This window comes from Citrobacter freundii complex sp. CFNIH9 (assembly GCF_002903305.1).
In the GTDB taxonomy this organism is placed as follows: domain Bacteria; phylum Pseudomonadota; class Gammaproteobacteria; order Enterobacterales; family Enterobacteriaceae; genus Citrobacter; species Citrobacter portucalensis.
Window position 1 is genome coordinate 17101 of record NZ_CP026240.1, and the last position, 12081, is coordinate 29181.

Annotated in this window: 15 protein-coding genes; 2 read left to right on the top strand and 13 right to left on the bottom strand. The window is 56.9% G+C overall.

Annotated features, from left to right (window positions below):
* The first annotated feature begins 170 nt into the window (after nucleotides 1-170).
* Nucleotides 171-545 (top strand): succinate dehydrogenase, cytochrome b556 subunit, encoded by a 375-nt coding sequence (sdhC, locus tag C2U43_RS25670; RefSeq protein ID WP_005005993.1) that lies wholly within the window; start codon nucleotides 171-173, stop codon nucleotides 543-545.
* Nucleotides 546-1405: 860 nt separating this feature from the next.
* On the opposite strand, the gene C2U43_RS25680 is transcribed toward sdhC, so the two are convergent.
* From C2U43_RS25680 to C2U43_RS25700, 5 genes are all read right to left on the bottom strand, one after another.
* A complete protein-coding gene (locus tag C2U43_RS25680; RefSeq protein WP_003464988.1) occupies nucleotides 1406-1672 on the bottom strand; it encodes a hypothetical protein in 267 nt (88 codons plus the stop codon).
* Nucleotides 1673-1841: 169 nt separating this feature from the next.
* A complete protein-coding gene (locus C2U43_RS25685) occupies nucleotides 1842-2123 on the bottom strand; it encodes a DUF427 domain-containing protein (RefSeq protein ID WP_003464986.1) in 282 nt (93 codons plus the stop codon).
* Between the two features lie 67 nt (nucleotides 2124-2190).
* Nucleotides 2191-2463 carry a glutaredoxin 3 gene (grxC, locus tag C2U43_RS25690; protein ID WP_005005995.1) on the bottom strand — a complete coding sequence of 91 codons (273 nt, stop codon included), beginning with the start codon at nucleotides 2461-2463 and terminating at the stop codon, nucleotides 2191-2193.
* Nucleotides 2464-2916: 453 nt separating this feature from the next.
* On the bottom strand, nucleotides 2917-3663 hold the full coding sequence (locus tag C2U43_RS25695; RefSeq protein ID WP_002118292.1) for a ferredoxin reductase: 747 nt from the start codon (nucleotides 3661-3663) through the stop codon (nucleotides 2917-2919).
* Nucleotides 3656-4258 carry a sulfite oxidase-like oxidoreductase gene (locus tag C2U43_RS25700; protein WP_003464980.1) on the bottom strand — a complete coding sequence of 201 codons (603 nt, stop codon included), beginning with the start codon at nucleotides 4256-4258 and terminating at the stop codon, nucleotides 3656-3658. Before C2U43_RS25700 ends, C2U43_RS25695 begins: the two co-directional genes overlap by 8 nt.
* Nucleotides 4259-4725: 467 nt before the next feature.
* Between C2U43_RS25700 and C2U43_RS25705 the strand changes: the two genes are divergently transcribed.
* On the top strand, nucleotides 4726-5196 hold the full coding sequence (locus tag C2U43_RS25705; RefSeq protein WP_003464979.1) for a TlpA family protein disulfide reductase: 471 nt from the start codon (nucleotides 4726-4728) through the stop codon (nucleotides 5194-5196).
* Between the two features lie 325 nt (nucleotides 5197-5521).
* Here C2U43_RS25705 and C2U43_RS25715 read toward each other — a convergent pair whose 3' ends face one another.
* The 8 genes from C2U43_RS25715 to C2U43_RS25750 form a co-directional block, all read right to left on the bottom strand.
* A complete protein-coding gene (locus C2U43_RS25715) occupies nucleotides 5522-5815 on the bottom strand; it encodes a DUF1330 domain-containing protein (RefSeq protein ID WP_010591688.1) in 294 nt (97 codons plus the stop codon).
* Between the two features lie 58 nt (nucleotides 5816-5873).
* Nucleotides 5874-6305, bottom strand: coding sequence for a GlcG/HbpS family heme-binding protein (locus C2U43_RS25720; RefSeq protein WP_005006001.1), 432 nt, complete (start codon nucleotides 6303-6305; stop codon nucleotides 5874-5876).
* Between the two features lie 72 nt (nucleotides 6306-6377).
* Nucleotides 6378-7319 carry a zinc-binding alcohol dehydrogenase family protein gene (locus C2U43_RS25725; protein WP_103286027.1) on the bottom strand — a complete coding sequence of 314 codons (942 nt, stop codon included), beginning with the start codon at nucleotides 7317-7319 and terminating at the stop codon, nucleotides 6378-6380.
* 447 nt (nucleotides 7320-7766) lie between these two features.
* Nucleotides 7767-8735, bottom strand: a complete 969-nt coding sequence (locus tag C2U43_RS25730) for a magnesium and cobalt transport protein CorA (RefSeq protein WP_023294901.1) — start codon at nucleotides 8733-8735, stop codon at nucleotides 7767-7769.
* Nucleotides 8732-9436: a glutathione S-transferase N-terminal domain-containing protein gene (locus C2U43_RS25735; protein ID WP_003464969.1), complete on the bottom strand. Its 705-nt coding sequence runs from the start codon at nucleotides 9434-9436 to the stop codon at nucleotides 8732-8734. Before C2U43_RS25735 ends, C2U43_RS25730 begins: the two co-directional genes overlap by 4 nt.
* A 140-nt stretch (nucleotides 9437-9576) precedes the next feature.
* Nucleotides 9577-10116 carry a peptide-methionine (S)-S-oxide reductase MsrA gene (gene msrA, locus C2U43_RS25740; RefSeq protein WP_003464967.1) on the bottom strand — a complete coding sequence of 180 codons (540 nt, stop codon included), beginning with the start codon at nucleotides 10114-10116 and terminating at the stop codon, nucleotides 9577-9579.
* 1 nt (nucleotide 10117) lies between these two features.
* Nucleotides 10118-10561: a peptide-methionine (R)-S-oxide reductase MsrB gene (msrB, locus tag C2U43_RS25745; RefSeq protein WP_003464965.1), complete on the bottom strand. Its 444-nt coding sequence runs from the start codon at nucleotides 10559-10561 to the stop codon at nucleotides 10118-10120.
* 282 nt (nucleotides 10562-10843) lie between these two features.
* Nucleotides 10844-11965 (bottom strand): ISAs1-like element ISPa60 family transposase, encoded by a 1122-nt coding sequence (locus C2U43_RS25750; protein ID WP_010455375.1) that lies wholly within the window; start codon nucleotides 11963-11965, stop codon nucleotides 10844-10846.
* Nucleotides 11966-12081 lie beyond the last annotated feature (116 nt).

Sequence of the window (12081 nt, forward strand, 5' to 3'; positions counted from 1 at the left end):
GGCATAACCTTGCAATTTGCTTCAATTTACGCACATGCACTTGCGACCTCAAAATGCAACGTAAGCCCCGAATATCTCCATTATTGTCGCCGCCAGCCTTAGTTACAGCTGCTATGATGAATGAGATCGAAAACTGAAATCCCCCACTAGAATTGTTGACTGGAGTCAAAATGAATAAAAAGCGGCCGGTTAATCTTGATATTCGAACCATTCAGCTTCCTCTCACGGCGCTTACATCGATTCTGCACCGGATTTCAGGAATTATGCTCTTTATTTTTCTGGGACTGATACTGTATATGCTGAGCAAATCGTTGGAGTCAGAAAAGGGTTTTAATGAAGTCAAGGAGATTTTTTCTTCACCTTTCGGCAAAGTTAGTTTCTGGTTGGTATACTCTTCATTTATTTATCATCTCGTAGCCGGAATTCGACACCTAGTTATGGATGTGGGTGTTGGTCATACTTTGAAAGGCAGCAATCGCGCCTCTACTATTGTTTTAGTAGTGTCGGGTGTTTTAATGGTTGCTGGCGCCGTATGGATTTGGTAGCTGTGGAGTCGTAATGCGTATTTACAAGGACTAAAAGCGTCCTTTAAAGCTAACTTACGAAAGTATTTATAATCGACGGTTCACGCTTAAACGGTTGAATCCTTTCGGGCTTCCGAATAGCTGTTAGCTGAAAGCTATCATGAGCTAAGTTTTCTGTGCATCATCAAATGTGTTAATGGGAGCGCCATAGTACTAGGTACAAATATGGCTCTAGGACAATGTTAGATGTTTTGGATTTTGAGGCGGATCGCTCTTATCGAAGATCGTCTAATTCGCTCTGAAGCGCAGGTTTTTTGAAACTATCACCTGGTTGGCACACTGTGCGAATCAACATCAGATATGAGAAAGCCAATCAGGTGAACACTACCCTCGAGGGCTCATCTGTCCAGTTAAAGCCTCGAGTCTTTCTGGGTGCGCAAAAGACAAGAAGGTTATATGGGAAAATTATGAGGCCTGGATACCATGCGTCATGGGCGTGCCGATGCTGTGAGTGACAGAGCGAGAAGCAAGTGAAAGTCCCTGAAGTAGGGGCGGGATGCGCCCGAGTGGCATTTTTTGTCTTAAGGTAGATCGCGTAGCTGTTCTTCAGAATAATCTTCAGAGCGTTGACGACAGCCATCGCTGTGCATTCCTCAAGAATAGAATGTGTCGGAAGGGTGGCGTCATTGGTGTTAGTCATCGCTTAGGATTTCTCAATCTGGCTTACACGGGCGCCTGTACCGATATCCCCGCGGATGGCGACGTATCGATGTTGAATTCCTCGCCAGACGAAGTGCAATGAGCTGCGGCTATAGGCTTGCGCAGCCTTAGATAGCCGGCCGTCGCAGGCGCGCCGGTTGGCCGGGATCTTCTTCTGCCCGTCAGGTGTCCGGTCGGAACTCCAGCACGAACGCTACGACCTTTTCGGCGGACATTTCGCACGGCTTCAACAATGTCCTATCTGATGTAACGCGGAAGAGGTTGAAGCTGACAATGTCAGTCCCGTCCAACTCCCTGGCGAACAGACTGTTGCGACGTCCGTCCCCAGATCGCCGGACGATCAAGCTGAAACGCCGGCCTTCATAAGTCCCTTCTCTGTATCCCTCCGCAAGCTTCGCGAAAGCGGCATCGAACTCGGAATGCTCCATGTCATCCATCCTTATTGATAGAACAGAGGCGCGGCGGGTGCGAGACCGCCAGTGCCGGGTCGCGCTAAGGTGCCGGGCAGATTCCTGCAGCCGACGAGGCCCGGGGTGGGCAGGATAATTGAGATGTCGGCGCCCGCATGGCTATCAGCGAAGTCGTCCGTCCAGTCTGCTAGGCAACGTCCACGCCTTTCCAGAAAGCGATGTAATCCCGGATACCCTCGGCATCCGGAGTGGGGGCGGGATAGGTCCAAGCGGCGTTCACGTTGAGCGCGTCACCCGCGCGAACATGAAAGAAGCGCGCGGCGCCTTTGATCGGACAGACAGATGTGTGCGGGCTCATCTCAAGCAGGCTCAGGTCGACTCCTGACGGTGGGAAGTAGTGATTTCCCTCGACGATGACTGTTTCGTCGCTTGTGGCGATAGTAGTGTCTTTCCAGATGGCTGAGACCAACGGACTCTCCTTTTGTATTCATCAACCGGCGAAGGCTCGCGGGCTGGCTGCCCCAAGCCGCACCTCCTCAGGTGGCAGGCGGGTTGCGCCCGAGAAGTTTGTCGAGCTCGCCTCTGACATCGAGCGCGAATAGCTCATCGGAGCCACCGATAAGGGTGCCATTGATGAAGATCTGCGGCACGGAGCTTCGCCCCGACGCTTCCGCCATGGCCTGCCGGTGAGCCGGATCCGCCTCAATATCGAGCTCCTTCCATCGCACGCCCTTTTCCTTGAGGAGCGCCTTCGCTCGGCGGCAGAACGGGCACCAATTCGTGGTGTACAGCAATACATCAGTTGTCATATTGCATCTCCGGCAGTTGCACGCGGATCGCTGTCATGGCGTTGATCTCCAATTCGCGGCGTTCAAAGATGGCGACTGCACCTTGGCCGACATCGGAGCAGATGCTGACGATTGGCCGCTATCCAGGCGACATGGCCCAAAGTGCTTTCACCGCCAGGCAGAGGCCGCACGCGCCTCCTGTAGCGCCGAGCCGATGCTCTAAGGTAACCGAGCCTCGATTGGGACGGAAGCGGTCCCGCTCGAATCGCCCATCATGCTGGTCGAGCATATCAGGACGACGGATAGTGCAGGAACTTTCAAATTGAGCTTGATGTCGAGCCAGGTATCGCGAGCGAAGGCGTTCTAGAGGCCGGGGGGTACGAAGACTGTGTTCGGCAAAACGGTTCACGTTGATCGCCAAAGCTTCCCAGGGCGCACGTCTACGATCGGCGCGACGTGAGATAGCTCGCGCCGCTAGCCCCCGTAGCGCTCCGTCTTGATGATGGAGGCGTCCAAGCCCGCCAGCAGCGCGCTATCGGTTGCGATGTTGACGAATCCGTTAGACCCGCAGACGAACACTTGCGTCGGCTTTCCCTGAAGCCTGGTTAGAATTTCTTGGACCATCATGCCGTCGATCCGTCGCGCAAAGTCCGATGCGCGAACCGGTTTCTCGCGCGTAATCGCGAGCGCCAGGACGAACGCCGGATCGCTGATTTCGATGCAATGAAGTTCTTCTGAGAAGAGAACGTCCTCGGCGGTTCGTGCGGACAGGAGCAACGCTGTCGGAACGGCTTGGGCCAATGCGCGGCGCTGCCGGATCATTGCCATCAACGGCACGAGGCCGGAGCCTCCCCCGATCAACAGAACCGGATCTATGGCAGGCTCAGGCCAAAGGAAATGGCCACCGAGCGGACCGCGAACTTCGATTTCGTCACCAATCGCCGCGATGTCGTGAAAAAACGGCGAAACTTCGGCATCCGGCATGCGCTCGATAGCTATCTCGACGATCGGGGTCGAAACTGCCGATGACGCGATCGAGTAGCTGCGCATTGCACTGTAGCCGTCGGGCGCGGTCAGCCGGATATCGACGTGCTGACCTGCGGTGTGCGCGAACGGCTTGCTCAACCGAAGGAAGAAGCTCTTGATACTCGGTGTTTGCTGGATGATGTCGTCGATCACGCATGATTGCCACGAACGGACTTGCGCTTCGTTTTCAGTCATGGGTGTATCGTTGTTCGCGCCACGGATCGCCGTAGATGTGATAGCCGTGCAGCTCCCAAAAGCCGGCCTCGTCACGCGTCGTGAATTGCAGCGCATTCACCCATTTGGCGGATTTCCAGAAGTAAAGGTGCGGCACTAGAAGACGCGCCGGCCCCCCATGATCGCGGGAAAGTGGCTTGCCCGCATAACTGAGGGCGACCATCGCTTTCCCGGAAAGCAGATCCGTCAGAGGGACGTTTGTCGAATAATTATCGTAGCAGTGCGCCAAGACGAAATCGGTAGGCCGATCAAGCTCTGCATCTGCAAGGATGTCTTCAATGAGTACACCCTCCCAAACGGTATCCAGTTTGGACCAAGAGGTGACGCAGTGAATATCCTTTGTCACCTGGGTCTTTGGTAGAGTGTTGAATTCGCCCCAATTCCACGTTTTGACGGGCTTCGGACCAATTTTGACTGTGAATTTCCAGTCGGAGGGCTCTACCCTCGGCGTAGGGCCGGCCGACAGAACAGGGAAATCCTCCACCAGATGCTGACCTGGCGGAATCCGATCGGACTGGTCGCCTGAACCGCGACCGGTGAAACCTCTGGTGACCATAGTGACCCCTCTTGCTCGATACGGCAGACCGAAGCCGGCCTTCATTTCAGTACTCTGCGTAAAGCATTTGCCCGCACATCCGCCGAATAAGCCAATCGACTAAAAATCAGATACAGATGCTCTATCATCGTAAAAAATCGCGTATCGAACATAGCGTCAGGCCAGCATGATTCCCAATACCCAATGGCTATAGGGTAGATAACCCCAAGGCTGCGTACGCTGATCTGCGGTATGCGGAGCGGAAGTTGCAGGTTCGCTCTCAAACGGATGGGCAGCGTGCAAAGCTCAAGGCTCACCAGCGCATGGTTGCCCAGTTCGCGCTCGCCGGCAGCTTGAGTATATTAAGGACGAAATGTCGATCTGATCTATTCTGGCTTCAGGAAATAGGGAAAATAAGGTCGGACGTTCGCGCACCGTCGCGACGCGCGATCATCCACTAAGCTTCTGTATCGGGGTTGGAGGATCAGATGAACGAGATCGAACGACAAGCGCCTGAGCTGCGGGTGCAAAAATGGATTGGCAAAGATGGGGAAAGTATCGCGCCGTTCAAACTGTCAGATATCGGGCCCGGCCCGAAAATCTTGTTTGCCTTCCAGCATTGGTGCCAAGGTTGCCATTTGCATGGGTTTCCGACGCTACAAAAGTTGCATGCAGCGTTGAGCTCAAAAGACGTGGGGTTCGCAGTGATCCAGACCGTCTTCGAAGGAACGCATGAGAATACCTTCGAGAAGTTGCGCGTGAACCAGCTCAAGTATGAGCTTCCTATCGTTTTCGGTCACGACGAGCAACCGACCGGCTCGCCGTTTCCAACCTTCATGGAAGACTACCGCACACGAGGAACTCCGTGGTTTACGGTTATCGACGCTGGCGGTAGCATTGTTTTCTCGGACTTCCATCTCGACGCGGAGCGACTAGTGAAGCAACTTGAGCAAGGTTAATCGTTGGAAGGTGGGCAATCATCCTGATTGCCACCCATCCCCTGATGCCCACTACAGGCGTTGCGCGCTGTAACTCTGTTGATCAGCGTGCGAAAACCCGGATCCGGATAGGAGGAGCGTCAACGATTGAATCAATCCGTTGGGAGAGGGCGGCTCCGCTCCGTCAGCTCGGCAATAGATAACCCATTCTCGCCGAGCAACTCTCTGATCCGATCGACGATATGAGCCCCTAGCGCCGCTGTCTTGGTCCCCCCCACAGATTCCCAAGATGCGAGTTCACACGCCGATACCTCGTGGTCAGCGCCGAAGTGCTTCTGTCGGTATGTCACCGCCGCCCTTCAATGATAAAGGCGCGGTAACGGGAACCGGCAAAGCGTTGAGCAGCGATGGTTTGGTAGGCGGGACTGTCATACCAGTCGCGAGCGGCCTGCATCGTCGGGAAACGCAAGATTACGGCCCCTTCGATGGGCGGCCCCTCCAAATGCTGGATCGCGCCATAAGCGGCGAGAAAGGTAACGTCGTGACCATCGAACGATGGTCCGACGCCTGCAGAATAGGTTGCGAGTGCATGTGGGTCGCTGGTTTCTTCCCGCGTAAAGACGACGAACGCTTCCATCATTAGGCCTCTCAAAGGTTGGATCTGTTGGCCATTACCACCGGTGATGGCCTCACAGTCGTCAGGCTGGCAACTGGAACCCGATTTTCATGAGTGCCTCGACGCACGCATCCTGATCCTGCTGATAGTTGCCTCCGGAGATGCCTATGCCGCCGATCAACTTCCCATCCTCCAGAATCGGATAACCGCCGCCGACAGCGACCATCCGAGGGCGATAGGCTAGCGGCGCCACTTTTGGATCGTTGGTCACATAGTCGTTCCAGACATGGGTCGGGAACCCAAACGAGGCGGAACTCCAGGCCTTGTCGATGGCAACATCGACGGTAAGGAACGGCGCATCGTCGGTGCGCTCGAACGCGCGCAGGTTACCGGTGGCGTCGACGACGGCGACGGCAGCCGGGATGCCGATGGCACGGGCCGCAGCGAGCGCCGCGTCGATGAGGGCGACTGCGGTTTCGCGGTTGATCGAGGCGGTGGCAATAGATTTGGTCATGGGATTCTCATCGCTGGGGCATAACCCGTTCGGCTTTTTGAGGTTGGACAAGATGTTTGGCGATCGCGGTCGTTAGAAGCCTTCGAGGACGATCTTGCCTTTAGCCGCGCCACTTTCGATCAGTGCATGCACCGTCTTCAGATTGGCGGCATTGATCGGCGACAGTCGCCGGGTCAGCGTCGTGCGGATTTTGCCGTCGTCAACCAGCGCTGCCATCGCATCCAGAATCTCGCCCTGCTCATTCATGTCGGGCGTGCCGTAGATCGACCGCGTGAACATCAGCTCGTGGTGGATCGACACCGCCTTGCGCTTGAAAACCATGATATCGAATGCCTTGGGATCGTCGATCAGTCCGAACCGTCCTTGTGGGGCGATCAGTTCGGCGATCTGTGGCGCGAGCGGACGAGAATGGTCGATGACGTGGTGAGCTCCAAGCCCTCTTACCCACTCTTGGGTTTCCGGTCGAGAGGCTGTGGCGATGACGGTGAGGTCCGTGCGCTGTCGCGCGATCTGGACGGCGATCGACCCAACCCCGCCCGCGCCACCGATGATGAGGATCGCCTCCGCCGCACCGGGTACGGGCTTCGCCACGTCCAGGCGGTCGAACATCGCCTCCCAGGCCGTCAACGTCGTCAGCGGCAGCGCCGCCGCTTCCGCCCAGGAGAGCGACGCAGGTTTGTGACCGACAATCCGGGCGTCGACGAGATGGAACTCCGCATTGGTACCGGGCCGTGTGATCGATCCGGCATAATAGACCTCGTCGCCTAACTCGAACTGCGTGACGTCGGGGCCGACCTCGCGCACAATCCCGGCGGCATCCCATCCCAGCACCTTCCAATCGCCATCTGCCGGCGGCGTGCTGTTGCGGACCTTGTAGTCGACCGGGTTGACCGAGACGGCCTTCACCTCAACCAGGATATCGTATCCTGCAGCGACAGGCCGAGGCAGATTGATGTCGACCAGCGCGGCATCCGCGGCGATGGGTCCCGGAACCTTGTAACCAATGGCTTTCATAAATGTCTCCAGCTTGCTTGATCGGATGACGCGAATGCTCGTTAGTCAACTTCTTCTACATTGAGGTCCCGACTCTTGAACTGGGTCGCGGTAGCAGATTTCATCGAACACGTCGATCAACAGGCCCTTATGCTCGGTCGCCGGATCGGTGATCGCGTAGAGGGTGGAGGCGTTATCGCCATCATCACCGCTTCCGAGGCGAAACGCCGCGTCGACGCAGATGCCGCACGGACCGATGGTTGATCCTGGCTCGAGATCGACGAGATTGCTGTCCTTGACGCGCTATTCGCGGTCTTAGCCCTTGGCGATGAAGGACTGAACTGCTTGTAGAGCGTCGGTCAGCTGCTATGTCATGGACGCACCTTCATCTTGAGTTGGATTGGACAAGCTTCCGTATAAGGCCCGCTGTAACCGTCAGATGACGGCGAAGAAAACGATGGGCAGTATTCACAGCCACTTAGCCTTCTTGAAGCGCACAAATAGGAAAACGCACGATATCGCTATCACTCCGAGCACGACAAAGTATCCGTAGGCCGTGTCCAGCTCCGGCATGTGCTTAAAGTTCATGCCGTATATTCCAGCGATCGCCGTCGGGACTGCCAGTATTGCCGCCCAAGCCGCCAGCTGGCGGGTGATCACCCCCGTCCTTTGCGCTTCAAGAAGGACGCTGGCCTCAAAGACCGTGGACAGGACAAGCAGGAGGCCGTCGACCATGGACTGCACGCGGTGGACATGGTCCGCGACGTCGTGGAAATATGGTGTCATTTCGGCGCTGATGCAGGGAAAGTGGCCGCGAACGAGCTTTCGCACCAGCTCGGCCATAGCCCCGAGCGTGCGCTGGAACCGCGTGAGTTCGGACCTTAGTTCGAAGATTCGCGCCACCTCTTCTGGCCCGAGGAAATCGTGCAGCGACCGTCGCTCCATCGCCAGGACGTCGTCCTCGATCATTTCGAAGATGGGCAGATACTGGTCGACCACGCGATGCAAGATCGCGTGCAGCACATAGTCGACACCCTTGCCGAACTGCGTCGGCGATGCCTCGAGTTGCTCCCGAAGTTTGCCCAGCGCTCCGGCATTGCCGTGCCGCACGGTGATAAGGTGATTGTGACCGGTGAAGATCGCCATCTTGCCGTAGCTGATCCGGTCGCCGACCAGCTCGGCGGTCTGCGCGACGACGTACAACTCATCGTTGTAGACCTCGAGCTTGGGCGGGCACAGCGGGTGCATCGCGTTGTCGATCGCCAACGGATGAAGATTATATGTCCTTTGGATCGCGAGTAGTTCCTCGGGGGTGGGTTCGCTAAGCGCGATCCAGCAGAAGCCCGAGCGACTCTCGCCCAACTTGACGTGCTCATCGAGCGCGATTTCGCGAACTCGCTTGCCTTCGTTGTAATAATAGGCGGCGATGATGCTCATGCTGGCCTCGCGGGAATGTGGAGGCCACGCTGGACGGCCGGTCGAGCCAGCCCGCGTCCAAGCCATGCGCGGACGTTCGAAAAGCTGCTGAGGCCAAGGATGTCACCCGCAGCGTAGAATTCCACCAGCGCATTCACCCAGCCGAGCGTCGCGATGTCCGCGATCGAATAGTCGTCGACGATCCAGTCGCGGCCTTCCAGCCGGCGATCCAGAATCCCCAGCAGACGCGTGGATTCGTCGATAAAGCGCTGTTGCGGCCGCTTGTCCTCATAGTCCTTGCCGCCAAATCGCAGGAAGAAGCCGAGCTGACCGAACATCGGCCCGATGGCCGACATCTGAAAGAACACCCACGCTAGGGTCTCGTAACGCTGGCCTGGTTCGGTGGAGATGAACTGACCCGTCTTGTCGGCCAGATAGAGGAGGATCGCACCGGATTCCCATAAGGCGATGGGTCTACCGTCAGGGCCAGCCGGATCGATGATCGCCGGTATGCGTCCGTTCGGGTTCAGCGACACGAACGCCGGATCCTTCGACTCGTTGTTCGAGATGTCGATCAGGTGGGGCTCGTACGCCAGGCCAGTCTCCTCAAGCATGATCGAGACCTTGACGCCATTGGGCGTAGGGGCTGCGTAGAGTTGCAGGCGATCGGGATGAGATGCCGGCCAGCGCTGCGTGATCGGAAAGGACGAGAGGTCTGGCATAAATCTGCGATCCTGGTGTTGCGATGGCGACTGACTGGAACGAGCCGTCACTCTGAAGTAGGGTTCGATGACCGCGTCGCTGAACGACGCGGTCACGAAGATTGCGGACCGGATCGGCGCAGTGGCAACGGCAGTGAAGCCTATTCCGCCGCGGTCCCGGCCGCTGGCTGTACGTCGTCAACCTTTTGGCGCTTCGGAAGCACCCAGCCGGGACGGACGAAGTGGCAGGTGTAGCCGCCCGGGCGCTTCTCCAGATAATCCTGGTGATCGGGCTCGGCCTCCCAGAACTCGCCGACCGGCTGGACCTCGGTCACCACTTTGCCATCCCACAGCCCCGAGGCATCCACATCGGCGATCGTATCCTCGGCGACGCGCTTCTGCTCCTCGTCGACATAATAGATGCCCGACCGGTAGGAGAGCCCACGATCATTGCCCTGGCGGTTCAGCGTCGTCGGATCGTGGATCTGGAAGAAGAATTCCAGGATGTTCCGGTAGCTCGTCACTGTCGGGTCGAAGACAATCTCGATCCCCTCGGCATGCGTGCCGTGATTACGATACGTGGCGTTCGGAATATCGCCGCCCGTGTAACCCACACGGGTCGAGATGATGCCGGGCCGCTTGCGGATCAGATCCTGCATGCCCCAGAAACATCCTCCTGCGAGAACAGCGCGCTGATGCATGTTAAGCCTCCTCTACTTGATCGAGATATTCACCGTATCCCTCGGACTCCATCTCGTCGCGCGGGATGAAGCGAAGGGACGCTGAGTTGATGCAGTACCGCAGACCGCCGCGGTCGGAAGGACCATCGGGGAACACATGGCCGAGATGACTGTCTGCGTGTACTGACCTGACCTCCGTCCGGACCATGCCGTGTGCGCTGTCCCGCACCTCGTTCACGTTTGCCGAAACGATCGGCTTGGTGAAGCTGGGCCAGCCAGTACCCGAATCGAACTTGTCCGTCGAAGCGAACAGTGGCTCTCCCGACACTATGTCGACGTAGATGCCAGGCTCCTTGTTGTCGTTGTACTCGCCCGTGAAGGGCCTTTCGGTGCCCGCCTCCTGGGTAATTCGGTGTTGCTCGGGAGTCAGGTGGTCGATTGCTGTCTGTGACTTTTCAAACTTCATTACAGTCTCCAATACTTATCTAGAGGGCCAGGCACGCTACCGCTAATTTTTTATGTCTCCTGATTTGCTCCTACAATGGTAGTGGGATGGCAAACGAGGTTTTACTAAGTGTTGGAAAATTAGAGATTTAAATTTCGCGTCTATTAGTTCTAGCGCAACTGAGTGGTTAAGCAAGTACGTAATCAGTAAATATTAAAAAAATAACACAAAAGCACGATTATATAATACAGTGTCAGTGTTTTATGATAATCAACAACGCCTGTCAAGGCAATCGCATGAAGCTCACCTGAGACCTAATAGTTCAGCCCGATAATCATCAGAGGTTGCAGCAATCAGCCTTCGTGCCTTGATGCCACCCTTGCGCTTGACCGGATCCAACCGGATCAAATTCAATGTAAGTTGCTTGAGAACGGCCATGTTGTGGGCAGCATGCCCGGTTCGGATCCGCATCTGATCGTCACCAAAAATGACATCCATGCACCAGTGGACGCGGTTCTCCACGCCCCAGTGCGCCCTGATGGCATGTGCGATGCGCTCTGCATCCGGAGCAAGACTGCTGATGTAGTAACGGCGCTCCAGGCTGGTCTGGTTGCCCACAGTCCGCTCGGACTCCAGCATCACGAAAGTGCGCAGTCCTGGCCAGCGTTCTGGCTGTGGCAGGCACTGGAGTTGGTCGAAAACATGGCAGCGACGAACCTCCAGCCGGCCATGGTCCTTCTCGACATGCTCGAAGTGCGCATGGGGTACCCGGGCAGGATCGCCGTCCAAAAAGGTGTCAGCGAAGTCATCGATCGCTTCGGCCAGCTTCGGCTGGTTTCCCTTGATGGCCAGCAGATAGTGCGCCCCGCGATCGAGAATGGCCTGTGCAATGTCCGGCTGGGTACCCATGGCATCGATCGTCACGGTGCAGCCCTCAAGCGCCAGTGTGGCCAGCAGCTCAGGAATGGCGGTCTTCTCGTTGGACTTCTGGGAGGTCGCCCTCTGCCCGAGAATCAGCCCTGAATCAGCCGCAAAAGCGCTGACCAGGTGCAACGGGGCCGTGTTTTTCTTGCCGGAGCGGCGACTGGTCTTGCCGTCTAGGGCAACCACTTGCGGAGAAAGGGCCGGTAGGATCGCCGCAACCCAACAGCGGAAGGCCTGCTCGAACTCCTCTGGATCGATCAGGCTGAATAGCCGTCCAAAGGTGTCGTGTGAGGGAATGCCGTGGGGTAGTTTCAGAATACGGCGGAACCAGTCCAGCCGCTGCTCAGCCCAGAGTTCGATTTCGATGAAGGTGTCAGCGCCGGCAAGCACGCCGCAGATAGCCACGACCAGTGTTTCGACCAGGTCGTGACGAATCTTGCCCTGCTGACGGGGATCATTGATGGCGACCAGAACATCGGAGATTGGTATGTGATGCGACATTGCAGGGCATCCTGAGTAGAGAGGCGCTCAGGATGCCCGCTGGGAAAGGACTCATTCAAATCGGCAGGCGTTCATGCGATTGCCCTGCAACGCCTGTTTAGATGCTGGTAGATGCG

Coding starts and splice junctions, on each gene's coding strand:
- C2U43_RS25730 (WP_023294901.1), bottom strand. CDS start 8,735: ATGAGCATCATCGCCGCCTATTATTACAACGAAGGCAAGCGAGTTCGC.
- msrA (WP_003464967.1), bottom strand. CDS start 10,116: ATGCATCAGCGCGCTGTTCTCGCAGGAGGATGTTTCTGGGGCATGCAG.
- C2U43_RS25725 (WP_103286027.1), bottom strand. CDS start 7,319: ATGAAAGCCATTGGTTACAAGGTTCCGGGACCCATCGCCGCGGATGCC.
- msrB (WP_003464965.1), bottom strand. CDS start 10,561: ATGAAGTTTGAAAAGTCACAGACAGCAATCGACCACCTGACTCCCGAG.
- C2U43_RS25715 (WP_010591688.1), bottom strand. CDS start 5,815: ATGATGGAAGCGTTCGTCGTCTTTACGCGGGAAGAAACCAGCGACCCA.
- sdhC (WP_005005993.1), top strand. CDS start 171: ATGAATAAAAAGCGGCCGGTTAATCTTGATATTCGAACCATTCAGCTT.
- grxC (WP_005005995.1), bottom strand. CDS start 2,463: ATGACAACTGATGTATTGCTGTACACCACGAATTGGTGCCCGTTCTGC.
- C2U43_RS25695 (WP_002118292.1), bottom strand. CDS start 3,663: ATGACTGAAAACGAAGCGCAAGTCCGTTCGTGGCAATCATGCGTGATC.
- C2U43_RS25705 (WP_003464979.1), top strand. CDS start 4,726: ATGAACGAGATCGAACGACAAGCGCCTGAGCTGCGGGTGCAAAAATGG.
- C2U43_RS25735 (WP_003464969.1), bottom strand. CDS start 9,436: ATGCCAGACCTCTCGTCCTTTCCGATCACGCAGCGCTGGCCGGCATCT.
- C2U43_RS25750 (WP_010455375.1), bottom strand. CDS start 11,965: ATGTCGCATCACATACCAATCTCCGATGTTCTGGTCGCCATCAATGAT.
- C2U43_RS25720 (WP_005006001.1), bottom strand. CDS start 6,305: ATGACCAAATCTATTGCCACCGCCTCGATCAACCGCGAAACCGCAGTC.
- C2U43_RS25700 (WP_003464980.1), bottom strand. CDS start 4,258: ATGGTCACCAGAGGTTTCACCGGTCGCGGTTCAGGCGACCAGTCCGAT.
- C2U43_RS25680 (WP_003464988.1), bottom strand. CDS start 1,672: ATGGAGCATTCCGAGTTCGATGCCGCTTTCGCGAAGCTTGCGGAGGGA.